A 22964-nucleotide genomic window follows, 5' to 3' on the forward strand; every position below is an offset into this window, starting at 1 on the left:
TTATACACGCTCAACTTTACCTGATTTGAGAGCACGAGCTGAAGCCCAAACTTTTTTAGGTTTGCCATCAATCAAAACAGTAACTTTTTGAAGGTTTGGTTTAACTGCGCGTTTCGTTTGGTTCATAGCGTGTGAACGGTTGTTACCTGATACAGTCTTACGACCAGTAAAATAACATACTTTAGCCATTGTATATTCCTCCTCATTTGATCAAATATATCGGATGTGCTAGCACCACATACCATACTATTCTATCAGAAAAGTATGGACTTGGCAAGAAATATTTTTATTTTTTATTTGCATTCTTCTTGCTAGCTAAGCTAGAACGATTTCAGATAGTTGGAATTTATTTTACTTCTATAAAAGAACTTCATTTTGCTTTAGCAGAAATAAGGCTTAGACAATAGGTGCACGGACCAGGTTTGCAAAAAAAGAACCCAACATTTGTCAGGTTCTCAGTATTATTCTAATTAAGCTTTGTTTGCTCGAAATCAAAAATTTCTTCGCAGTAATATTAAGCTTTATTCGCTGAACCAAATACGTCGATACGCTCTTCAACAGATGCTTGGATAGCTTTTACGCCGTCAGCCAAGAATTTACGTGGGTCAAAGAGTTTTTTCTTGTCGTATTCTGCTTCATTTGCTTCATAAGCTGCTGCAAATTTACGAGTTGCGTTTGCAAATGCGATTTGGCACTCAGTGTTAACGTTGACTTTAGCAACACCCAATTTGATTGCTTCTTGGATTTGCTCATCTGGAATACCAGAACCACCGTGCAATACGATTGGGAAACCTGGTACAGCTTCAGTCAATTTACGCAAGTGGTCAAGATCAAGACCTTCCCAGTTTGCTGGGTATGGACCGTGGATGTTACCAATACCAGCTGCCAAGAAGTCAATACCAGTTGCAACCATTGCTACTGCATCTTCGATTGGAGCCAATTCGCCAGTACCAACGATACCGTCTTCTTCACCACCGATAGTACCAACTTCAGCCTCAACTGAGATACCTTTAGCGTGAGCCAATTCTACAACTTCTTTAGCTTTTGCAAGGTTTTCTTCCACTGGAAGGTGTGAACCGTCAAACATGATAGAAGTGTAACCAACTTCGATACACTCAAGTGCATCTTCGTAGTGACCATGGTCAAGGTGAATAGCAACTGGAACTGTGATGTTCATTGACTCGATCAAGTTAGCGATCAAGTTACGAGCTACTTTGTAACCACCCATGTACTTAGCTGCACCCATAGAAGTTTGGATAAGAACTGGAGCTTGTTTTGCTTCTGCTGCACGCAAGATAGCTTGAGTCCACTCAAGGTTGTTTGTGTTAAATCCACCAACTGCATAACCGTTGTCACGCGCTGCTTGGACAAATTTTTCTGCTGAAACTAATGGCATTTCGATAGCCTCCTAATATTTTTTGAGGTTATACCTCATACCCTTCTATTCTACCATTTTTATTTTGAAAATGCTAGCTGAAACTATAGGGTTTTGAGAAAATTTTCACATAAGTTTCATGATAAAGTAACTTCTCTTCCTTAAATCCACTTACTTCATATTCTCTAAGTTTTTAAATTTTCCAGCGGGACTTGACAAGCCTCCGATGACTTTCAACTTCATTTATAGAAACTAAGTTTCAAATTAAAGAGAATGATGAACAAGGATATACTCAAAAAGACAAAGCAAAAGGACTAGCCTGAGCTAGTCCACTGATGCGGAGAGTGGGACTTGAACCCACACGATCTAAAGCGATCACAGGATCCTTAGTCCTGCGCGTCTGCCAATTCCGCCATCCCCGCTTAACACAAGATTTAGTATAACACGAGAATAGAGGACTGTCAACACTTTTTTTGAAAAAAATAATTATTTTGTTCATTTTTATTTTCGAACCTTGATTTACAAAGTTATTGTAGCACCCAAACTATTCTAGCCTAATCACCTCATCGTATCTTTCTTTATACATACTACGGTGACTAATATGAAGCAGGGTTTGTCCTTGCTCCGCTAGCAAGGCTTGTTCAACAGATTTGAAGGTTTCATCATCCAAACCAGACAGGGTTTCATCCAAGATTAGAATCGGTTTTCCTAGAAGTAGAACACGAATGATTACTAGCAGTTGTTGCTGACCACCAGAAAGACTGGTCGTTTCATCAAATCTTTCAGTCATCATACTTTCCTTATTAGGAAAACGTTCTGATAAACCAAATCGATGGAGCCACTTGAATACTCGTTCATCATCTACTACTCTCCCAAGAGTGATATTGTACCAGATACTATCTTGAAAAAGATTGACTTTTTGGGGTACAAAGCTGATATAGGATTGGACGGTTTCATAAGACAGGTACGACAGGGCTTGGTCATTTAAGTAAATTCCTGGAACTCTCTCTTTTGTATTTTGCGTCAGTAGATGGACCAGGGTTGACTTACCCACACCACTCTCTCCTTGAATCAAGTATTTCTTGCCGGCATCAAATTGTAGATGAAGGTGGTTGAACAAGCTACCATGATCCACTCGGTAGTCAAGACCTTCTATACGTAGAGTTGAGAAATTTGGATTTCCGCTAACTTCAGCAAAGTCAACAGTATCATTTCCTACCAAATCTTTTCGGATTGTTCGAACAGAGGTCATATCTGAGATAGATGAAGCAATCAGTCCGACTGGTGAAATTAGCTCTAGCGAAATGCTATAAATGGCAACAAGGGCACCCAAACTCATCTGTCCTGTTAAAACCTTTTGTCCGCCGATAAAGAGAATGATCATTGTCGTCAGGTAGAAAAAGAAACCTGAGCCTATATTGACCACAGCCGTTAGAAAGGCGCGCTTATCTTCTTGAGTATTTATCTGCTGGTATTGCTGATTTATTTTTTTGTAAAATTGCTGACCAAGACCATTGTTTTTGACAAGCAATAAATTGCCCAACAAATCCTGAAGTTTGGACTGGTAAGAAACTTTCTCTAGTGAGATAGCTTCCTCTACCTTGGTTCGATAGCTATTAACCAAATACGGAATGCCTACAGGAATGGTCGACACCAACAAAATCGTAAGAGATACTTGAATGTCCAGAGAAAACAAGGCGATACTAGCAATCAGAAAAGACACCAGACCCTGATAAAGTGAAAAAAAGGTATCGTAATAAAGTTCTGTAACCCTTTCGATGTCGTTATTGATTTTAGAAACATAGCCACTGACCTCTGATTGACTAAGGAGACTTCTTCCAGTTAGAATGCGACCAACCAGCGTAGCTTGAATCTTATAAGAAATCTGATTTAGAAAACGTTGATTGCTAATCTGCCTCACCAATTCCGCCGCCAGTAAAAGTAGAACGACGCCCACTATCAACAGGATGCTGTCGTAAAATGCAAGACTGTCTTTCGCAGTTAGGCTATCAATAATATTAGATATATGGTAGTTAAAAAAGATATTTAAGGCCGCCACAATGGTAATACAAATCACGGTCAACATAAAGTGTAATTTCTTCACAGTAGTTCTCCTTCAATATCTTTAGTATACCATATCCAAGTATTTTGTGAAATTGACAACATATATGTAATAGATTTTTTCGCATGATAGCAAAAGGTTGACCTAAGCCAACCTTCTTCATTTATTTTTCATTCTCAACCGCTGCTGTGACAAAGGCGGTGTAAAGCCCTTCTGGGCGGTTTGGTCGAGATTGGAGTTCTGGATGATACTGACAGGCCACAAAGAACTTATTCTCAGGGATTTCGACAATCTCAACCAAGCGGTTGTCTGGTGATACACCTGAGAAAACAAAGCCAGCTGCTTCAAATTGTTGACGGAAGTCATTGTTAAACTCGTAACGGTGGCGGTGGCGACGTTGGACAACTTCTTGATTGTCATAGGCTGCAGCAGCCTTGGAGCCACGTTTGAGTTTGCTTGGATACAGCCCCAGACGGAGCGTTCCCCCCAAGTCTTCCACGCCAATTTGATCACGCATGATATCGATAATCGGATACTTGGTTTCAGGATCCAGCTCAAAACTATTGGCACCTTCTAGGCCAAGGACGTGGCGGGCAAATTCCACACAGGTCAACTGCATGCCCAAGCAGACCCCTAGCATTGGCACGTCATTTTCACGCGCATAGCGAATGGCTTGGATTTTTCCTTCTGTACCACGCTGACCAAAGCCGCCTGGTACGATGATTCCTTGGGCTTGTCCAAGTCGGTCAGCGACATTTTCTGCTGTCAGGTCATTGGCATTGACCCAATCCAACTCAATAGCAGCATCGTTGGCATAGCCAGAGTGTTTCAAGGCTTCTACAACTGAAATGTAGGCATCTTGGAGCTCGACATATTTACCAACAAGGGCAATCTTAACTGTTTTCTTGAGGTTGAGAACCTTGTCAACCATGGCAGACCAGTCTGTCATATCTGCTGGTGGCACATCTAATTTCAAATGGTCACAGACAATCTGGTCCATATTTTGTGCCTGCATATTGAGAGGGATTTGGTAAAGGTGTTCAACGTCCAATGATTCAATGACCGCTTCTGGTGCCACATCACAGAACTGGGCTAGTTTGTTTTTAATGCCTTGACCTGCTGGCTGTTCTGTCCGAATCACCAACATATTTGGTTGAATACCAAGTCCACGCAGTTCTTTGACCGAATGCTGAGTCGGCTTGGTCTTCATTTCTCCTGCCGCCTTGAGATAAGGCAAGAGGGTGGTGTGGATGTACATGACATTATCTGAGCCGACATCCGCTTTCATCTGACGTAGGGCTTCAAGGAAGGGCAGGCTTTCAATATCACCAACCGTACCACCTACTTCTGTAATAATGACATCCGCATCTGTCGTACGAGCTGCTCGCTTGATTTTATCCTTTAGCGCATCCGTAATATGTGGAATCACCTGAACCGTTGCTCCTAGGTACTCTCCCTTACGTTCTTTGCGAAGGACTTCGCTGTAAATTTTACCAGTTGTGACGTTGGAATATTTGTTGAGGTTGATGTCGATGAAACGCTCATAGTGACCAAGGTCCAAGTCTGTTTCTGCACCATCATCTGTCACAAATACTTCCCCATGTTGATAAGGACTCATGGTTCCTGGGTCAATGTTGATGTAGGGATCAAATTTTTGGATAGTAACTTTCAATCCTCTATTCTTTAAGAGGCGGCCCAAACTCGCTGCCACAATCCCCTTACCAATCGATGACACAACGCCACCTGTTACAAAAATATATTTTGTCATGCAAACTCCTCCTCTGCTGTCTTCTTAATGACGGGGTGTTTTTTAACCATCTTGAAGAAAAAACAAAAATAGCTCCCTATTGACTAGGGAGCTCCGACCTCAAAAGAGGTGCCCGATAATATCTTATCGTAATTTAGTGGTCTTGTCAAATACAATTTTATATGATTATTCGTCAATACCTTCCTCATCTGAGTAGTCATCATCCACCTCACCCAGATCAACTTGTTCATCATCCAATTCATCATCCGTGATAATTTCGTTGATTTCAGAGTCATACGATTCTACTTCATCCTTCTCATCATCTGGATTTTCATCATCATATTCAGATGACAATCTATCAGAGTAATCATCCTCATCTTCTGGATCATCATGACCGTAGTCAAGGGCATCTTCATCACCATCCATGAAGGCATTAACACGTTTTTTCTTACGTTTTGGTGCATCTTCATCATCTTCTTCAAGAGTGATTACTTCTTCATCGATTTCATCAATGGCATACCACGAACGAAGACCCCATTTATTTTCTCCTAACGGGATGAAACTGCCGTCCACATTCAAATCAGAATAGAAGGTTGGCAAGGCTGCACGAATGTCACTGTTTGATTTTTCAAGGTAGTTTTGAATTTCATTGACCAAGTCATTGAAATACATTTCATTGTCGCGTCCACGTTCTTCCAAAATAGCACGCGCTACTTCAATCATGGAAAGTTCGCTTTTTTCTTGTCCTGCAAATACGTTAAGTTCCAAGGCTTTTCTCCTTTTTTGTCTTTCCTTTCTATTTTACGCTAAAACTGCTAATTAGTCAAAGATTAGTCCACTTTTTCAGAAAAGAAAAGTCCAGTTGGCTCTGCCAAACTAGTCCTTCTTGCTGGGATTACCCAACTTCTTCCAAAATGGTCGGCAGTGCTTGCTAACCATTTCGGGGAGGGCAAAAGCTATGTTTTTTATTCTGAGACAGAATCTAGCGCCTTCTCTGGCTTGCTTTCAGCTGCATCTGTCTCTGAAACGGAATCTAATGCCTTCTCTGGCTTGCTTCCAGCTACATCTGTCAGGACTGGAACTGGTTCATCAGCTACTGCCGGTTCGCTTGCCGCCTCTTCGCTTGCCGGTTTAGCAACTGGCTCAGCATCCGATGGTGATGTACTTGATGGAGTCGACTCACTCTTGGATTCTTGCGCTTGATTGCTTGTTGGTGTGCCACTTTTCTCCCTTGTTTCCTCAGGAGTGAAGCGTTGGGCAGGCGTTGCAATAATCGAAGAAGTGCTTGGCTGAGTTGTTGATTCTGTAGGTTTTGCAGGCTGGGCAGGTGCTGGTTGAGTTGCCGCTAGCAAGGCTTCTGCTGGTGCCAATTCCGTTTGCGGATGGAGCGCAGCTTTTTCCACCCGGTAGAAACCTGAACCGTCTGGTCTTGGGATGCGGAAGGCCGTTTGAGAAACCTTTGTTTTTGGATCGACAACATCTTGTGGATCAAAAATGTATCCATCCTTAGTCGTAAATTTACCAGCCGCCTTGACAGCTTCAATTTCCTCATAACTGTGGACAATCTGCCAATTCTTCAATCCTTTCCGTTGCTCTTGCGGTGTTACACGTTTGGCCAACTCATCTCTATCACGCTTGTCTAATAGTGCTTGAACCGCAGCCAATTCCTGACTGGAGAGCTCGCTCTTTTTCACTGAACGCAGGCTATCATCATCTGCACGTGGCAGACTAAATGCATCACGGAAGACAAAACTTCTAGGATCCAATACATCCTCAGCCGCAAAGATATAGCCATCAGCTGTCGCAAATCGCCCTTGGGCACGAGCTGCCCCCACCTCTTCTGCTGTATGGACAATCTGCCAATTTTTCAAACCAGCCCTCTTATCTGGTGCTGTCGCATTGAGAATCGGTGCCAACTGGTCCGCGGCTTCATCATGACTATGACCGCTGCTGGTCCAAGCTGCAGGACGAACTTCAGGATGACGCATGAGGTACTTGATGGTCGCAATCTGTTCCTTGTTCAACCAGGTATATGGCAGGACATGGATGTGGTCAATATGCGGAATAACAAAGACTTCCCCGGTATCATAGGTGGCATTTCCACCACGCATTGGAAGCTTATGGATTGGCACAAGCGGAGCTGGTGTCAGATCCCCCTCTTTAGCAGGGCTGACATCAAATAGATAGGATGGATCCTTCTCCATCAGACGCAATTCTGCAAATGAAATCTTCATCAAATCTAATTCCTGACGGGCATAGAAATAAGCCTTGCCATCCACTTCCATCCAATAGCCCACCTGACCTTGATGACTGGCCTTGCGCAAAACTGCCTGGCTATCAAATTCAGGGCGGTTTTCAGAACTCTCTTGTCCCTCAGTCGCTGGAGGAATTACTGGTTTTGATGGAGCTGCTGTCGAATGACTACCAGCATTGGCCTGGGATTTTTCAGCCAACCATGCTGCAACTTCCTTCAATTCAAATGCTTCTAATTCACCAAAGCCAACATAATGGAAGTGGTCTCCGTGGCTTGCAATCAAGCCATGTTCATCAACAGAGGTAATCGAAGCCTTGCTGAACTGATAACCATCACTAGTGAAGTAGGCTTTGCCATCCAATCCTTTACCATAAACAGTGATCGGACGCCCCTGCCACATACGAGTTGGTTGTTTGGCAGTCCCTATCGGCTTGGTTGGACTTGGTGGCAAGGTTGGACTTGGTGTTGGATTAGAGTGAACCTGATGACTAGTAGCTTGGTGTCTGCTACCACCATTTGCCTGGCCGATGCTTGCACCACTTGTGCCAATCATTCGGGCAATCTTTTCTTCCAAGGCAGACATCTGACTGTAAGGAATAAAGTGGAAATGATCTCCATGGGGCACGATTACACCGGTGGCTGTTTTTTTACTGATAGTTCTTGGATCAAAGACCAAACCATCAGCTTCAACATGGCGTTGAGATAAAGGTGTTGTATCCAGTTGAGCCAACAAACTAGCTAAATCTTGATTCTGAGCTAATAGAATAGCCGGTTGCTGAACGACCTTATCATTTCTTTCATTTTTTCCAACTTGGCCATGGTCCTTAGCCACAATCGATTTTCCCGATTGCTCCTTAACCCATTCTTCTACTTGTTTAATTTCAAAATCTTCCAATTCGCCTAAATCGACATAGTGGAAATGGTCTCCGTGACTAGCAATTAAACTGTGTTCATCCACTGATGTAATCGAATCCTTACTAAAGATATACCCATCACTGGTAAAATATGCCTTGCCATCCAATCCTTTACCATAGACAGCAATCGGACGTCCCATATAAGAAATGACTCTATCCTTACCCTGACCGGCTATTGGTATATCAGTGGAATGACTTGATTGAATCGGTTCTACAGAATCTATCAAAATCATGGAATGAGTAGAATTGGTTACACCTCCTACCTGCACATTTTGTCTCGGAGCTGAAACAACTCCTCCACCAACACCAATCATTCTGGAAATTTTTTCTTCCAAGGCTGACATCTGGCTATAAGGGATAAAATGATGGTGGTCTCCATGAGGAACAATCACACCTGCCGCCGTTTTCTTAGTAATGGTTCTTGGATCAAAGACCAAGCCATCCGCCTCAACATGGCGTTGAGACAAGGGGGTCGCATCCAGTTGAGCCAACAAGCTAGCCAAATCTTGACCTTGTACTGAAACTGGAGTTTCCTGCCGAACTTTCTGGGTGTGATTTCCATAATGATTTCCAGTGGTTGACTGACTGTTCCCAGACTTTTTATTCCAGTAATCCTGAGCAGCTTTTAACTCTGTTGCTGAAAGATCTTTTTTCGGGATGAAATGGAAATGGTCCCCATGAGGAACAATAAAGCCATCCCCCGTATCTTCGATGACATCTGTCGGATTAAAGACATAACCATCGTCAGTCTTGTAAGGACCGTCTGAATGACTAGAACCCGTCGCCTGCCGCTTGCTATCAGCCGATGTAATCCCTTTCTGTCGCTCCACTTCCTCCTTGCTCCGAACATTTTTCTGCTGTTTGGCATCTTTCAAGTAAAGGTAATATTTCCCATCTACCTTGATAACATAGCCATCTTGAACCTCATTGATAATGTGAGTATCTTGAAGGACATAATTCGGATCCTTCATGACCAATTCTTCACTAAAGATGGCATCGAAAGGCACCTTGCCATTGTAATAATGGAAATGATCTCCGTGAGAGGTCACATAGCCTTGGTCTGTGATTTTGACAACAATCTGCTCAGCATCAATATTTTCCTTTGCCGAAACCTGTTCCGGAGTTAATTGCTCCGCAACTAATGACTGTTCCTTGTGACTATCTTCAATATAGGACACTCGATTTTTTTGTTCTTCTGTCGCCTGATAACGACCCAACTGGTAGCTACACAAACTCATCCCCAAAACAAGGGTCGCTACCGAACCAACAAGAGCTTTCTTCTTCATTTTATCTCCTTTATCAATGATTATTTCAATTCTTGAGCAAGAGTTTCTAAAACCTGCTCTAAGTTTTCTAAATAGGTCAAGTTATTTTCAGGGTCTGCTTCTAGAGGATCCAAGACCTTCAAGTCCACACCTGTCGAAGTTGCCAGAGCCTTAGCCAATTTATCCGATGTCCCCTTTTCGGTAAAAATCGTTTGTACCTTGTAAGTGTCGACAAACTCTTTAATCTCTGCCAACTGTCTTGGGCTAGGTTCTTCCTCAGACACCCCTGCTATCCCCAACTGCTTCAATCCAAACCTCTGGGCAGTATAGGAAAAGGCAGTGTGTTGGGTCACGAAGGTTTTTGAACTGGCTCTTGAAAAAATTGGAATATATTTGTCCGCCAACTTTTTGGCATTCTCATCCAAAGCCTTAGCATTTTTCCGATAATAATCCGCATTTTCAGGATCACTCTCTGCCAAAAGTTCCCCAATTTCAAGGGCTTCCTGTCCGACCAAGACCGGATCCAGCCAGGTGTGGGGATCATACAAACTAGCCTCATCAATCCCCTGACCAACTTCCATATCTTCTAGACCAGGAACTTTTAACAAAGGCAGGCTTGTAGATGCTTCTAAGACTTGGACAGACGAACCCTGTAAATTCGGATCCAAGCGCCCTGCCCAGGACTCCAAAATCCGTGAGTGATAAATAAAGACATCTGCATCATAAATGGCTCGTATGTCTGCCGCTGATGGTTCGTATGAATGAATTCCCGAACGCGAACCAATCATCCGAACATCATTCTTATCTCCCGATACTTCCTTAACCAATGAATAAATAGGGTAAAATGATGTCACAATCCGCATTCCTGACTGAACCTGACTAGCCTCTTTCTGAACCGAGCAAGCCATCAAGCACAAACCAGCTAGAACAGAAAGACAGGCTCTAAGTATTTTCTTTAGCATATTTCCTCCTTTTCACAAAAAAACATTAACCAGTTAAGTTTATATCACAAAATAATTAACCAGTCAAGTATTTTTAAAAAATATATACTAATTTATCAAAAAACAAAAAGAAAACCCGACTAAGTCGAGTTTCCAATTTTCACTATATTATTTTACAGTTGCAGTGCTTGTAATCACTTCTACAGCTTTCTTCACAGCGATGTCGTGTTTAAGCATTTCTGGTGAAAGCAAGCTACGAACTTGTGCCACTTCCATACGGTAAGTAGCTGCCAAGTCTTCGATTTCTTTCTCGATTTCAGCGTCAGTTGCTTCGAAACCTTCTGCTTTAGCTACTGCTTCAACAACCAAGTTAGTCTTAGTACGTTTTTCAGCATCAGCTTCGTATTGTTTATGAAGGTCATCACGAGTTGTACCAGTGATTTGGAAGTACATGTCTGGTGAGATACCTTGTTGTTGCATACCACCCAAGAATTCATTGATTGCACGGTGAACTTCTTCGTGGATCATTTCTTCTGGCAATTCAACGATCTCAGCGTTTTCTACAGCCAATTCAAGAGCTGCTGATTCAACTGCATCGTCAAAGGCAACTTCTTTTGCTGCTTCCAATTCTTTGCGGTATTTAGCTTTCAACTCATCAAGTGTTTCTACTTCTTCGTCGATGTCTTTTGCCAATTCGTCATCCAAGGCTGGAACTTCTTTTGCTTTTACTTCGTGGATTTTTGTTACGAAGAGGGCTGGTTTACCAGCAAGGTCTGCTGCTTGGTAGTCTTCTGGGAAAGTCACTTCAACGTTTACTTCCTCACCAGCTGCGTGACCTACCAATTGTGCTTCAAAACCTGGGATGAATTGACCTGAACCAAGTCCAAGTGAGAAGTTCTCACCTTTACCGCCGTCAAATTCAACGCCGTCGATTGAACCTACAAAGTCGATAACAACTGTGTCGCCTTCAGCTGCTGGACCTTCTTTGATAACCAATTCAGCCAAGTTGTTGCGCTCACGCTCGATTTTTGCATCAACTTCTTCATCTGTTACTTCTTTAGTAGCTTCTACTGAAACTGCCAAGTTTTTGTAGTCACCCAATTTTACTTCAGGTTTTGTCACAACTTCAGCAGTGATTGTCCAGTCTTGACCTTTTTCCATAGACACAACGTCGATTTTTGGTTGTGCAACCACTTCAAGACCAGCTTCTGCAACCGCTGCTTCATAAGCTGCTGGTAACAATGCATTTACAACATCTTGATAAAGTGCTTCTTCACCAAATTTTTGGTTAAATACGGCACGTGGCAAGTGACCTTTACGGAAACCTGGAAGATTGATATCTTTCTTAACTTTGTTGAAAACGCGATCCAATTCTGGTTTGATGGCATCTTGACCAATTGTGAAGGTCAATACGCCGCGGTTTGTTTCTTTTGCTTCAAATGATACAGACATTCTGTCATTCTCCTTAAAATTTTATTGCATACTCTTCATTATAACACAATTGACAGGGATTTCAACGATTTTATAACGGACTTTTGGGAAATGGCAGAGCTTCTGCCCAATCTTCTAATCTGGTTGTTGACCGTCGTGGGCTAGCCATTTGCAGTCTGTCAAGGTCATTTCTGAAAAGATCGCTTCAAAAGAAGAGTCTTCTGGTGAACAGGCATAGATACCAAAACGAATTTTCCTGCCGCCTTGGTGCAAATGGCAAATCCGCATTTGCTCAAAATGGATACCGTCTTTGGAGTTTTCAATGCAAAAATCACTGCCCCGTCGGCTCAAACGGTAGTAAATTGACTTGACAGAAGCAGGAATTTCCTGGGTTGCCCAGTCTGAAAAGCCCTGATTGGTCACAACGCTGCCCAAGTGCTGAAACTCCTCATTTTCATACTCAATCGAGCCCTTAATCCAGTTTTCCGAATCCTGATAGACCACAACACCACACTGGTCAAAGCGGGTATGACTTTTGGAAAAATCTGTCTTAACCGTAAAGGAGAAATACTCTTCCTCCGTATCCATCAAGAGCAGGGGAGCATTGTCATTAACAAAATGATAATAGGTTTTCTGCCACAAGTCCGTATGAGCTTGGGTTGTAATTCTGATTTCCTTATCTGAGATCTGGTAGTTTTCTGGTTCTCGTACCCAGTAAAAATCTTTTGTGTTCATTTGATTTCCTTTCATTTGTGACTGGCCAACCAGTCACCGATTATTGCTTCTGCCTGTCTCGCCAAGTTTTCCTGCTCTGCATTGACCACTTGGGACATATCAACAGTTGCCCCTGTCAAACCTTCGGGATTGTTGGACTCGATGAAGCTGTGGACGGCTTCTGGATAGTCAATGACATCCACCGTGCAACCTGCTTCTTTCATATCTTCTATAAAAGGCTTGGCCTTTTGGGAAATAGGGTCCTGACCTGCCAAGACAAAAAGCGTTGGCGGGAAATCTTCCCCTTGATTTGCCACAGAAAGCCCCGTCGTCCAGGGATAAGCCATGATCAAGCCCGCCAAGTCAAACCGATCCTTGACCAATAATTCACTAGCAAGAGCGGCATAGTTGGCACCTGCGGAGTAGCCGATAATGGAAAATTGAGTCGGATCCACTCCATAAGCAGCCTTTTCCTTGGCGAAATACAAGACCGTGTCCTTGATTTCCTCTGCTCCGTAGGAAATGGGTTGCAGGTCTGCCTTGGTATAATTGACCGTTACAATGACCGCCTGCCATTGATCCGCCAGTCGCTGACTTTGCGTATCCAAGACATCTGCATCTCCTCCGACAAAACCACCACCGTGGACATTAACTACCAAGGGAAGCGGAGTTTGGCTTGCCTCACTTGGACGGTAGAGATTGACACGAACAGACTCTTTTCCAGGTCGGTCAATCACCAATCGCTCTCCTATCAGCTGACTGTCAGGCTTTACCAAGACTGCTCGGTGGGCTTGATTGTTTGCACGGTAAGACTGCAAGAAAACAGTAAAACCGACCAGCAAAAGTAGACTAAGCACTGTCCAGAGGGACAAGAGGATCAACTGGATTTTCCATTTCTTAGGTAATTCTTTAAACTTCATCTTATCCCACCATTACCTGAATCAAGGCCCCCAGGGTCAGCCAAAAATAAAGCACCAATAACAAGGGTAAGAGCACTGCCGCAATTCGTAAGCCAATAATCACATTACGCCACTTGGGTGGCAAATCGTGTAAACTTGTTGTTTTCATTCTGATGTTCTCTCTTCCAAAAATGTCATCATCCGCTCAAATGCTTTAGCAGATACCGGGTCATTTCGTAAATTCGCCACAAAACCATGAGGCTTTTCAAGCCCTTCTTCTGCTAAAGGATCGACCAATTCATTCTCAACTCCCGCTTGCTTCAAGGCCTTATTGAGCGACACCATATCTGTCCGATACTCGCTTCCCAACAGGAAACTAGCTGGGTAGTCCTTGTTCACATGGGAAATAGGGTTATAGGCATTGATTTCTTCCTCACTTAGATAGATGGTTTCTGAAACATAATTTCCAACCAAGAGCTTCGTGCTTAAGCTAAACTTGGCATAATCTAAGGGAGCATCATCGATGACCAGAGCCTTGACATGTTCTTTTGCAATACTTGGTTCAATGTTCAATAGCTGAGCGTAATCATTGTTGGCTAAGAGGCTACCGTATTGTGCTACCATGATGGCACCTGCGGATGAACCCATCAAGACAACATTGTCCATGTTCAAATGGTATTCTTCAGCGTGTTCCTTTATGTAGGCAAGGGCCTGATTCATCTGAATCACAGGTGTTGGGAAATGGTGGTCTGGTACAAGAGCATAGTCAACATTGACCACATTATATCCTTTTGACACAATATCGTCAATGAGATAGGTGGCTTGGCTGGCAGCCAGAGGGTCCCCCATATTTTTACTCCCTCCAAAGAATCCACCACCGTGGAAATAGAAGAGGGTTGGACGGTCAGCTTCAAAATTTTGGTCTGGATAGATAATATCTAAAAAGCTGTTAGGGTAGTCCTTGCTATAGGCAATCTCACTTTTCAGATACTGACCATTCTCTTTCAGACCATCAATGGGATCGTAAAGAGGACTGTAAGAGTTCGGTGAACTCTCCTTGTACATAAACGATTGAATGACACCGACCATCAACTGCGGATGATTGGTAACGGACACATAGGCAATGATACCGAGACTAGCTACAATCCCAAGGGGCCATAAGATAATTTTTTTAAATTTTTTCATGAGTTCTCCTAATCTAATAGTTCTAACCCGTAACTCTTTACCTCTCCGTTAACCGCATCATCCAGCCATTCTGCTACACTCTTTTCTTGAGCCATTGGTATGAAAAATGTTGAAAAGTTAATGGTTGTGTGCTGAGTAGCGGTAGTTTTTTCATCTTGCCCATAATTCCAGATAAAAATACCCACGCCATCAATCTTGGATTGCAGTTCTTGAATCATTTTTTTAAGTTCTTTTTGAAAGTGCTCACTGCTCTCTTCTGTTGCATCTGCTAGTTTCCCTTGGTCAATATAGGCTTGATATTGCTGAAGAATCCCATCTCGATAGGAAATGTCAAATAAAATCTTAACGCTATCCCCGCGTTTCTCATGGAGGGCTACTAAGCTATCCAAAACAATATTGTCTGAATGCAGGCGGTCACTAATAGAAGTCGGTGTTTTCCAGACATTTTCCGCTATGCTTTTCCAATTATCATGTCTCAAAAAGGAACTGTCCACTGCAACGGTGACATTTTTCGCTGTTGGAAATTGTGAAATTACTTCGTCCGCAAGCAATGATGTTGCAAATCCACCTGCTGAAAATCCAGTTACCAGAAGCGTATCTGGATTACCTATGTGAGCCTTGGCTGCTGCTAAAATACTCATCAGATTGGAATAACCTTGGTGATGGACTACTTGCTCTTTTCCGTTATCATCGATATAAGAAAAGTTTTGGGTCCCTGCATGAAAATCTCCTGTCCCATACGGAAGCACAATCATAGTCCAGTCCTTAAATGGATTGTCTTCCTGCGGACTTCCAATTCCCCAAGTTGCGACATAATCTTGATGGCCAGTTGTGGTCGCAAAATAGCGTGTGCCACCACTAGCAGTCTCTTCATTGATACTCACACCACCACCGAAGAAATAGACCATCACCTTATTCTTCTCTTTACCGATACGAAGCAGGCCATGTGCCTGATTACCCTGAGAATCTACAACCCCTTCGGGACTGAGGCGGTACCATTCATTCACTTGTGGGGTCTGATCAACAAGCTCAGGAGCTGACCAGCCAAATATCTTTTTGTAGGCAATAAAACCAAGCAAGGCTAGTACCACTGTTACAGCCGCTACTATTTTCCAAACTTTTTTCATACTTTCTTTTTTCTGTCCTTTATGGTATATTTTCAGAAACAGGTGTTTCGTTTTTATCAGTATAGCAGATGGACAGTGGGAAAACTAGTCCCAGCTCTGCTATTTACCCAAAAGGAAACAAATGAAAGGAAGTGTTTCGCATGGAAAGAGTGAAGCGGAAAGAGTCGTTATTTGTGGAGAGTGTCGTGGAGGCTCTGTGGGAATTACTGGAAGACAAAACCTTTGACAAGATTAGTGTGTCAGAGTTGGTGGAGCGAGCTGGCATCGGTCGGGTTACCTTTTACCGAAACTTTTCTAATAAAGAAGAGGTACTCAAACGGTCCTTCAACTTGGAGTTGCAAGCCTGGTTGACCGAGCGGCAGATTGACTTGTCGGATTGGTCAGATGTTCATCTCTTACTGGCTTTACGGCAATTTTTTGACTTTTGGTATGAGCAACAGAATAAGATCCGCTTATTGACTGCCAACCATTTGGACTACTTGCTCGAGGAGGTCTTGGATAGCTATTTCAAAGAAAGGCTGGGGGACATGACTGATGATTTTCACCTGCAATTTATCGTAGGGGGATTTTTCCGAGTGCTTAAAACCTGGGTTGCTAGAGGCTGTAAGGAAAGCCCCGATGACATCATGCGGTTGATGGGAGAGCAATAGGGCAAGCTTATCAACTGTCTGGACCAGACCAAGCAAAAAGACTTAGGCAACTGATGTTCAGTCACTCTAAGTCTTTTTGTATATATAGTGGTCATTGTGAAAAGATGACAATTTAAGTCCTTTTCGCTATTTCGCCCGTGCAAGATTACTTCATAACCTTCACTAGCTAGTTTCATGGCTAGGTGTTTGCCGATTCCATCCGTCGATCCTGTGATTAAAATGGTTTTAGGCATTGCTTTCCTCCAAAAAGGCTAGTAAGGCTTTCGAAAAATCCTCTGCATTTTGGAAGATAGAGCCGTGACCTGCATTTGGATAGATGATCAGTTGGCTATTTTTGATTTTCTCATGCATGGTATAAGAATTTTCTGTTGGAACCTGCATATCCTTATCCCCGTTGACGATCAGAGTTGGTTGGGTAATAAAGGTCATATCATCTTGCGGCTCTCTTCCCCAGCGTTTGATAGCTTTCAGCTGGGTCAAAAATCCTGGAACATTCATGTCCTTGTCTGCATGAGCAGCACTTCTTTGCCCCATACGACCCAAGACTTTTTCTGCCTCCAAACGACCTGCTTCATCATGATTGTAGAAAATGTAGCGTTTTGGATCCACACGCTCTAAACCAGCCTTCAGCATATAACGGAAGGTTTTTCCAGTCACCTTATCAACTTCAAAACCACCACGGGGACCTGTACCTGCTAAAATCAAACGTTTGACCAGCTGACTATCCAGACGAACGATTTCTTGAGCAATAAAACCACCCATAGACAGACCCAGCAAATTGATTTTCTCATGACCCAAAGCCTTGATAATGGAAACAGCCTGCTCAGCCATTCCTGGAATAGTCGGAGCCACCTTGCCCTGACTAGCTCCTACGCCAGGAAGGTCTAGGACAATCACATGGTGCTGTTCAGCCAGCAAATCCAGCAATTTTGGATCCCAGTTGTCCAAGGTCGCTGCTAGGTGAACCAGCATGACCAAAGGAAGGTCCGACTTGCCCTTGCTGAGCTCACGATAGGCGATTTTATTGTTTGAAACAGTGATGTATTGGTTTTTGGTTGTAATATATGACATGATTTTTCCTTGTATATTCTATTGTTTTAGTTGAAACTGAGGACTGTTTTTCCGCGTGAACGACCGTTGGCAACCTTATCAAGTGCTGCGTTGACTTCTTCAAATGGATAAACAGTATCGATAGACGGTTTAATTTCGAGCTTGCTGAAAATGTCTGCTACTTCTTGCAGTTGGCGACCATTGCTCTCTACGAAAATGAAATGGTAGTGAACACCGTATTTTTTAGCCATTTTGTCAAATGAACGACCAGCTAGGCCAAACAAGATTTGTTTCCATTTTGGCAAATTCATGCGTTTAGCAAATTCACCATTTGGCATGGCACGAAGGGAAACCAGCTGTCCACCTTTTTTCATGATGGACATTTGTTTTTCCGTTTCTGCACCACCAAGTGTATCCAAGACGTAGTCAACATCGCTAAGTGTTTTGGTGTAATCTTCTGTCTTGTAATCGAGAAACTGGTCTGCACCCAGTGACAACACTCGCTCTGCACTTGCCCCATCACCATTAGTAATGACGGTCAAGCCCTTGGCTTTGGCAATCGGAATGGCCATCCCTCCGACACCACCAGTTCCACCTGAGATGAAGATAGTCTTGCCTGCCTCAGCACCCATGAGATCAAGGGCCTGCATGATGGTCAAGGCTGTCAAAGGAACAGCAGCCGCTTCTTCATCTGTCAAGTAGGCAGGAACCTTAGCAAGAGCTTGAGCGTCAACCGCTACATACTCAGCGAAAGCACCGATACTATCAAGCGGAAGACGACCGAAGACACGGTCACCTGCTGCAAAGTTGGTTACAGTTGCACCGACTTCTTCAACCAAACCAACTACTTCATTTCCAGCCGTTTGTGGTAATTTGTAAGGAACAATCAATTTCACATCTCCGCGTGAGATCATGTTGTCCAATGGATTAACGCCTGCTGCGGTCACTTTGACAAGGACTTGGTTAGGCTTAATTTGTGGTTTAGCAATTTCTGTAAGGTTAAGGGTGATATTGTTTTTGTTATAAGATGTGTGTTGTGCTGCTTTCATGCTCTTCTCTTTTCTATTCTTTAATTTGTTCCTGTATCACTTACAGGTCTATGTTTGACTTTATAAAATCTGACCGAGGTCAGATTCGGGTTACTTGTGCGGATTGATAGAGATTATCAATCACATTATCTAAGGATTGACGACTGAGTTGATGTTCCAGTTCTTGTTCAACACTGGAAAAGATGGGAACCATTGCGCCTTCTATATGCTGCCCAACTGGACAAGTAAGATTGGCATTCTGGTGTATCTGAAATAGGCGAATATGCTCCACTTCTTGCGTCGCAAGGTAGATTTCCAATAAGCTAATTTCCTTAGGGGACTTGCTCAATTGGTAGCCTGATCGTCCTTGGTGCGAAGTGATTAAGCCTGCATTTTTCAAAAGTGCAATCACCTTGCGGATGTAGCTGGCATTGGTGCCAACGCTCTCAGCCAAGGCTTGCGAGCTAAGTATTTCCTTACTCTCACTGATCATGGTCAGAATATGAAGGGCTACTGAAAACTTTGTATCCATCTGGTTTCCTTTCTGTTCTTGTATCATTTACAAGAACAAGTTTATCATAAGCCAGACCTCTTGGCAAGTCTTTTGCTTGATTTTTTTAAAAATAAAGCATGCGACCAAGAAGTTGCTTGTCTTACATGCGTTTGCCATTTAGGACGAAAGGCAAGGTTTTTTCTATATGATAGACGTGGACTGCGGAGGCGTATTGCACCACTTCTGCATTCAACTGCGGAGCTAGGTTGGCATAGAAGGTCTCTCTTGCCGCCTGATCCGCAAAACCTAGGATGATGGAGGCATGAAGATGGTCTTCTTTAGGATTGTCATGGGCAACATTTGGGGTATTCCAAGTCGCTTTATTCCAAGGAAGATAGACCTGTGTCCGTACTTCCGTTACCCCAGAGATTGTCGCCAGTTGACTGGCTAGTCCATCTTGAACAAATTTTTTGAAGCTACCGCTCTTCACACCATCTTTGCGACGGAAATAAAGGACATCACGCAGTTGGGTTTGGGCCTGAGTACTAGTATGGTACCAACGTGATGAATATGGGAAGCCCATGTGCATCAAGGTCCGACGGAAAACATTGACCTCATCTTCAAAGGCAAGAGCAGTCTGACGGCGACCGCCTATTGGTGCCAATAACTTTTGATAGGTTACTTCCGCAATGCCATCAATCCGACGGTCTTCAGGAATAGCCGTTTCCAAGCCTGTCGCTTTCGGCCAAAAACTATGTTCTGTATCACTCAAATGTTGCTGGCGGTATTCTAATAGACCCGGTGAAGCCGCGATAATCTGTGCATGACCGCCACTCCAGTAGTCCATTCCTGCTTGGCGTACTTTATCCTGACGCATCCATAATAAAATGGACAGTGAGAATCGTTGTTGGTATCCTTTTGTCATGTTTTCCCCTTTTTGTTCTTGTATCATTTACAGGAACAAGTTTAGCATAAGCCAGACCTCTTGGCAAGGATTTGGCTCAAAAAAGGGAGTGGGAGAAAAATCGGTAACCCGCAGGGTTCGATTTTATCGTCCCACCCCCGCACAGCTCCAAAGGTTTGGGGAACCTTTGGAGGTTGGGAATAGAGCGAATTTTGTTCGCGTCAGCCGTAAAGGCCAGATTTGGAGTGTAAAACACGAATTGCTGAGATTTGCTGTGCAAATCTTATCTCCAACCTTTAACAGTCCACTGGACTGTTAAAGCCACTCAACCACTGCATCAAGTTTAACTATTGAAAAAAACTAAGGAGGCCAGGAATTTTTCCCAGCCTCCTAATTCTTCCGTATGGTATCTTCCTGATAAGCCGCACGAGCGCCACCGATTAGTTTTGGGCGACTGGCAAGGGCGGTGACATGAGCCTGACCAATCTCACGCAGGCTAGGTCTGATCGGAACTTGGACGTGCTTGATGTGCATGCCAATAGCTGTGTCGCCGATGTCTACACCAGCCTGAGCAGTGATAAACTCGACTTCCACCGGGTCCTTCATATACTTGAAGGCCGCCAACTGTCCAGAACCACCTGCATGCAGGGTGGGTAAGACATTGACAATTTCCAGGTCTTTCTGAATAGCCAATTCACGCTCCACCACCAAGGCACGATTGAGATGTTCACAGCCTTGGACAGCTAGATAGATACCTTTTGGCTCCAGGATTTCCAAGATGGTTTCAACAACCACCTCACCAACTTCCAGACTGGAATTTTTTCCAATATGCCCACCGATGACCTCACTAGAAGACAAACCTAGAACAAATATCTGCCCCTTTTGAAGATTGCTGAGTTCTAGGACCTCTTCGATAACTTGCTGGGTTTGAACTTTGATTTTATCGAGTGACATAGTTAATAGCACCGCTTTTCTCAACTAATTTAGCCACTGCAAACCCTAAACCCATCCCGACAAAGTTTTGCATGCTATTGCCAAAAACACTTTCAATGGCTTTGAGGTCGTTAAAATAAATCCGAGATGCCAGGTAGTAACCCCCAACCATAGAGAGCGTCGCCAAGACTAAACCGAGAATCCGTTTCTTGCCTGTCCAACCCGCAAAATAACCCTGAGCCCCGTGGAAGACCAAGCTAAAGAAGGCCCACTGGGGATAGCCCAGCAAGAAATCTATCAAGAGCCCTGCCAAACCACCGACAATAGCTCCTTCTTTCTTGCCCAAGTAAAAGGCTGTAAAGTAAACTCCCACATCCAAAAGTGTGACAAAGCCGGATAGGGTCGGCATATGAACATGGGCCAAGACCAGGGTCAAGGCTGTTAAGATAGCTAATAATACTAATTCTTGTGTTTTTTTATTTCTCATATTGAATTACCCCATATTGATCTGAATTTGAAATAGCCGCATGGACAAAGTCCTTGGATAGTCTGACTGCCTCTAAAGGATCTTGACCCAGCAAAAGCTGACTGGCAATGCTGGACGCAAAGGTACAGCCTGCCCCTACATTGTTTTCTGACAGCATAGGCGACTCCAGCACCACCACTTCCTGTCCGTCATAGTAAACATCGACCGCCTCTGAGCTACCCAGACGATTGCCGCCCTTGATGACCACTGACTTGGCTCCCAAGTCATACAAGGCCACTGCCGCCTGCTTCATCTCCTCCACCGTTTGGATGTCTTTTTGGAGCAATAGCTGAGCTTCTGCCAGATTTGGCGTGATAATGCTGACATAGGGAAGAAACTTCAAGAGTTCATCTCGCAACTGGCTGACCTCGGTATCGTGCGTTTCCTTGCAGACCAAGACCGGATCCAGTACCACAGGAATATCCTGGTGAGCCTTGATAAACTCCAAAGCCTGCTCTGCTATGTCCACCGTCGGAAGCAAGCCGATCTTAATCGCAGAAAAGGGCACATCCTTCAAACTAGCCAGCTGCTGGGCAAATACCGCTGCATCTGTCGGAATGACCTCAAAACCCTTGTCGGTCAGAGCTGTCAAGCAGGTCACCGCCACAAAGCCATGCAGGCCATGAACCGTGTAGGTGGTCAGGTCTGCATGGAGCCCACCACCACTGAAAATATCATTGCCCGAAAGCGCTAAAATATACTTAGTCTTCATAGATAATCTCCTTTAGATAGAGGCCGTTGCCTGCCGCAGTCGGACCCGCCAAACCACGATCCTTTTCTGCCAAAATCCGCTTGATCTGCCCAACAGGCATGCGACCATTGCCAATTTTCAGTAAGGTCCCGACCATATTCCGCACCTGCTTGTATAAAAAACCGTTGCCTGAAAAGGTAAAAATCAGAAACTGCCGCCGCTGGTCGTATTCCATAGTCGCCGCCGTGATGGTCCGCACCTTGTCCTCAACCGAGGTCCCTGAAGCCGTAAAGCCTGTAAAATCATGGGTCCCCACCAAGTCCTGAATGGCTTCTTCTATCAAGCTCAAATCCAAATCATAAGGATAAAAGGTCGCATAGTGCCGCATCATGGGATTCTTAGGCCTCCCAATATCCACCAAAAACTCATAGGTCTTGCTGTGCTTGGCATAGCGGCAATGAAAATCATCCGCTACCTGCTCCACACTGACCACATCAATATCCTCAGGTGTTTGAGTATCCAGGGCAAAGCGGAGCTTCTCAGCATCTCGACTGCCAGCCAAGTCAAAGTGAATCACCTGACCATAAGCGTGCACTCCTGCGTCTGTCCGACCTGCACCATGCACTGTCACCGGCTGGCCACTGTTTAGTCTTACTAGTGTTTTTTCGATTTCTTCCTGAACGGTACGGGCATGGGGCTGGCGCTGAAAACCAGAAAAGTCATGGCCGTCGTAGGAAATAATTGCCTTATATCGTGTCATGTTCTGATTGTAGCA

At 43.9% G+C, this 22964-nt stretch carries 22 protein-coding genes, 1 tRNA gene and 1 pseudogene; 1 reads left to right on the top strand and 23 read right to left on the bottom strand.

Annotation, left to right across the window (positions count from 1 at the left end; all coding sequences use genetic code 11):
* The 14 genes from rpmB to PW220_RS08615 all read right to left on the bottom strand — a co-directional run bounded on the left by rpmB (window position 1) and on the right by PW220_RS08615 (window position 15914).
* Complete coding sequence (gene rpmB, locus PW220_RS08550) at window positions 1–189, bottom strand: 50S ribosomal protein L28 (protein WP_001140948.1); 189 nt, start codon at window positions 187–189, stop codon at window positions 1–3.
* A 325-nt stretch (window positions 190–514) separates the two neighbouring features.
* Complete coding sequence (locus PW220_RS08555) at window positions 515–1396, bottom strand: class II fructose-bisphosphate aldolase (RefSeq protein ID WP_105109964.1); 882 nt, start codon at window positions 1394–1396, stop codon at window positions 515–517.
* Window positions 1397–1711: 315 nt separating this feature from the next.
* Window positions 1712–1797 (bottom strand) — tRNA-Leu (locus tag PW220_RS08560).
* 122 nt (window positions 1798–1919) lie between these two features.
* Window positions 1920–3479 carry an ATP-binding cassette domain-containing protein gene (locus tag PW220_RS08565; RefSeq protein WP_248055410.1) on the bottom strand — a complete coding sequence of 520 codons (1560 nt, stop codon included), beginning with the start codon at window positions 3477–3479 and terminating at the stop codon, window positions 1920–1922.
* A gap of 121 nt (window positions 3480–3600) precedes the next feature.
* Window positions 3601–5205, bottom strand: coding sequence for a CTP synthase (locus PW220_RS08570; RefSeq protein ID WP_105113267.1), 1605 nt, complete (start codon window positions 5203–5205; stop codon window positions 3601–3603).
* Between the two features lie 165 nt (window positions 5206–5370).
* A complete protein-coding gene (rpoE, locus tag PW220_RS08575) occupies window positions 5371–5952 on the bottom strand; it encodes a DNA-directed RNA polymerase subunit delta (RefSeq protein WP_248055412.1) in 582 nt (193 codons plus the stop codon).
* Window positions 5953–6149: 197 nt separating this feature from the next.
* A complete protein-coding gene (locus tag PW220_RS08580) occupies window positions 6150–9638 on the bottom strand; it encodes a pneumococcal-type histidine triad protein (protein WP_316716278.1) in 3489 nt (1162 codons plus the stop codon).
* 20 nt (window positions 9639–9658) lie between these two features.
* On the bottom strand, window positions 9659–10579 hold the full coding sequence (locus PW220_RS08585; RefSeq protein WP_248055414.1) for a metal ABC transporter solute-binding protein, Zn/Mn family: 921 nt from the start codon (window positions 10577–10579) through the stop codon (window positions 9659–9661).
* Between the two features lie 147 nt (window positions 10580–10726).
* On the bottom strand, window positions 10727–12010 hold the full coding sequence (gene tig / locus PW220_RS08590; protein ID WP_105125495.1) for a trigger factor: 1284 nt from the start codon (window positions 12008–12010) through the stop codon (window positions 10727–10729).
* 114 nt (window positions 12011–12124) lie between these two features.
* Window positions 12125–12724 carry a DUF1349 domain-containing protein gene (locus PW220_RS08595; protein WP_248055416.1) on the bottom strand — a complete coding sequence of 200 codons (600 nt, stop codon included), beginning with the start codon at window positions 12722–12724 and terminating at the stop codon, window positions 12125–12127.
* An 11-nt stretch (window positions 12725–12735) separates the two neighbouring features.
* Complete coding sequence (locus tag PW220_RS08600; RefSeq protein ID WP_248055418.1) at window positions 12736–13623, bottom strand: alpha/beta hydrolase; 888 nt, start codon at window positions 13621–13623, stop codon at window positions 12736–12738.
* A 1-nt stretch (window position 13624) separates the two neighbouring features.
* Complete coding sequence (locus PW220_RS08605; RefSeq protein ID WP_153309389.1) at window positions 13625–13771, bottom strand: hypothetical protein; 147 nt, start codon at window positions 13769–13771, stop codon at window positions 13625–13627.
* The gene (locus PW220_RS08610; RefSeq protein WP_248055422.1) at window positions 13768–14787 is read right to left on the bottom strand and encodes an alpha/beta hydrolase; all 1020 of its coding nucleotides are present in this window, start codon (window positions 14785–14787) and stop codon (window positions 13768–13770) included. Before PW220_RS08610 ends, PW220_RS08605 begins: the two co-directional genes overlap by 4 nt.
* A gap of 8 nt (window positions 14788–14795) precedes the next feature.
* Window positions 14796–15914, bottom strand: coding sequence for a pectinacetylesterase family protein (locus tag PW220_RS08615; protein WP_248055424.1), 1119 nt, complete (start codon window positions 15912–15914; stop codon window positions 14796–14798).
* A 140-nt stretch (window positions 15915–16054) separates the two neighbouring features.
* Between PW220_RS08615 and PW220_RS08620 the strand changes: the two genes are divergently transcribed.
* On the top strand, window positions 16055–16564 hold the full coding sequence (locus PW220_RS08620; protein ID WP_248055425.1) for a TetR/AcrR family transcriptional regulator: 510 nt from the start codon (window positions 16055–16057) through the stop codon (window positions 16562–16564).
* Window positions 16565–16683: 119 nt separating this feature from the next.
* Here PW220_RS08620 and PW220_RS08625 read toward each other — a convergent pair.
* The 9 genes and pseudogenes from PW220_RS08625 to truA form a co-directional block, all read right to left on the bottom strand.
* Window positions 16684–16797: pseudogene (locus PW220_RS08625) on the bottom strand (SDR family NAD(P)-dependent oxidoreductase); the annotation flags it as partial.
* Entirely contained in the window at window positions 16790–17635 is an 846-nt protein-coding gene (locus tag PW220_RS08630; RefSeq protein ID WP_248055427.1) for an alpha/beta fold hydrolase, read from the bottom strand. The pseudogene PW220_RS08625 and the gene PW220_RS08630, both read right to left, overlap by 8 nt.
* 26 nt (window positions 17636–17661) lie before the next feature.
* The gene (locus tag PW220_RS08635; protein WP_248055429.1) at window positions 17662–18663 is read right to left on the bottom strand and encodes an NADP-dependent oxidoreductase; all 1002 of its coding nucleotides are present in this window, start codon (window positions 18661–18663) and stop codon (window positions 17662–17664) included.
* Between the two features lie 79 nt (window positions 18664–18742).
* A complete protein-coding gene (locus PW220_RS08640; protein WP_248055431.1) occupies window positions 18743–19174 on the bottom strand; it encodes an Rrf2 family transcriptional regulator in 432 nt (143 codons plus the stop codon).
* Between the two features lie 121 nt (window positions 19175–19295).
* A complete protein-coding gene (locus tag PW220_RS08645; RefSeq protein WP_248055434.1) occupies window positions 19296–20060 on the bottom strand; it encodes a hypothetical protein in 765 nt (254 codons plus the stop codon).
* Window positions 20061–20429: 369 nt separating this feature from the next.
* Window positions 20430–20993 carry a TIGR01440 family protein gene (locus PW220_RS08650; protein WP_248050242.1) on the bottom strand — a complete coding sequence of 188 codons (564 nt, stop codon included), beginning with the start codon at window positions 20991–20993 and terminating at the stop codon, window positions 20430–20432.
* Entirely contained in the window at window positions 20980–21459 is a 480-nt protein-coding gene (locus PW220_RS08655; protein WP_248033773.1) for an ECF transporter S component, read from the bottom strand. Before PW220_RS08655 ends, PW220_RS08650 begins: the two co-directional genes overlap by 14 nt.
* Window positions 21449–22210 carry a bifunctional hydroxymethylpyrimidine kinase/phosphomethylpyrimidine kinase gene (locus tag PW220_RS08660; RefSeq protein ID WP_248055436.1) on the bottom strand — a complete coding sequence of 254 codons (762 nt, stop codon included), beginning with the start codon at window positions 22208–22210 and terminating at the stop codon, window positions 21449–21451. The genes PW220_RS08655 and PW220_RS08660 overlap by 11 nt, the downstream gene beginning before the upstream one ends.
* Window positions 22200–22949, bottom strand: coding sequence for a tRNA pseudouridine(38-40) synthase TruA (gene truA, locus PW220_RS08665; RefSeq protein WP_024397808.1), 750 nt, complete (start codon window positions 22947–22949; stop codon window positions 22200–22202). Before truA ends, PW220_RS08660 begins: the two co-directional genes overlap by 11 nt.
* Window positions 22950–22964 lie beyond the last annotated feature (15 nt).

Source organism: Streptococcus sp. 29892 (assembly GCF_032594935.1).
In the GTDB taxonomy this organism is placed as follows: Bacteria; Bacillota; Bacilli; order Lactobacillales; family Streptococcaceae; genus Streptococcus; species Streptococcus hyiners.